2 protein-coding genes are annotated in these 1,258 nt (G+C 52.4%); both read right to left on the bottom strand.

Going from position 1 to position 1,258, the window contains the following annotated elements:
* Nucleotides 1–115: 115 nt before the first annotated feature.
* The gene (locus AWU74_RS11705) at nucleotides 116–289 is read right to left on the bottom strand and encodes a hypothetical protein (RefSeq protein ID WP_187149615.1); all 174 of its coding nucleotides are present in this window, start codon (nucleotides 287–289) and stop codon (nucleotides 116–118) included.
* Nucleotides 290–1,100: 811 nt separating this feature from the next.
* Nucleotides 1,101–1,253: a transposase gene (locus AWU74_RS05750; RefSeq protein ID WP_373604405.1), complete on the bottom strand. Its 153-nt coding sequence runs from the start codon at nucleotides 1,251–1,253 to the stop codon at nucleotides 1,101–1,103.
* Between the last annotated feature and the right edge of the window lie 5 nt (nucleotides 1,254–1,258).

Below are 1,258 nucleotides of genomic sequence, written 5' to 3'. Positions count from 1 at the left end.
GAAAATTCGGTGGATTTGTCTGCGGCGAGCGCTTCGTTTTGTGTTATATGTTCGTCCATTTTTACCCTTATTTTATGCTATCCAGCGGCACAAATGTTTCAGGGTGAGCTAGGTATTATTTGCGCCCTGCGTCAATAATTGCCCGCTCTTCGTCGGTCAAGTCTGTTTCGATTTCCCAAGCGTCATCGGCAAGCACCTGCATCAGCGGCTTTAACGCGAAAAGCTGATAATCGCTCATAGCGTCAATAAACCCTTTCAGTTCGTTGCGCACCGCTGCTGTTTCCGTCATGGCCATTCTCCTCTGTATGCTTGCCCTCGCGGGGCGATTTTATGAACGGCAATGCGCCCCTTTACCACTTCAAATAAAACCCTGTAACCGCCTATTCGCAAGCGGTGATAGTCAGCGCCTTGCATTTTTTATATCGCCTTTGGGCGGTTCAGCTTCCAGTTTTACCAGTCCCGCCCGTACTCTCTTTTTGGTGGGCGCGTCCAAGATACTTTGCCGCCTCTTTGCTCAAAACTACTTTCACCGCTCCCCTTATGCCGCAAACAGTCCCGCAAAAGCGGTGCGTTCAAGCTCAAGTGTGGATAGCACGGGGTTTTGAGCGGCAAAACGGTTGTTCTGCGTGCCCCGCTGCCCGTATCAAAAACACAGTCTCTCGCACCTGAACACTCCGCATATTTTTGTAAAGGCTGCGCCCGTGCTGCAGTCTTTCCCCCTCTATCATAGCAAATATCTGTCGGCTTTGGCAACATGGCTCTTTTACCTTTTCGCGACCTGTCGCTTCTTTCTGTCGAGTTTTCTCACCCCTGTATCGCACGGGTAATGCCGGATGACTTATTTTGCAAGCAGCGAGCATCACTTTGCAAGCAAAATCCGTCGTTTGGGACGTCGGACGCGCAATCCGTAACCCCGCAAGCAAAATTTGATATCCCGAAAGCACAATCCGTAACCCCGCGAGCACTATTCGGGACGCCGAGAGCACCGTTTGATATCCCGAACGCTGCATTTGATACCCCGAAAGCAGCGTTCGGTGCCCCGAAAGCGCAATCCGTAACACCGAATCCGCCGTTTGGTGCGCCGAATGCCCCGCTCCGCGCTAGGTAGTGTGGACTGGAAGGTAGAGAAACAAACACCTGACATGAATGGCGGCGATGAAGGAAGCGGTGAGCTTTGCATAGCGCGTAGCAATTCCCCGCCAGCGCTTGAGGGCGCGGAAGACGTTTTCAATGACGTGCCGCGCCCGATACAGTTCAT

The sequence above is a fragment of the Treponema endosymbiont of Eucomonympha sp. genome (genome assembly GCF_001028545.1).
The sequence above is the reverse complement of the archived record's forward strand: the minus strand, read 5'-3'. Positions and strand labels throughout refer to the sequence as shown.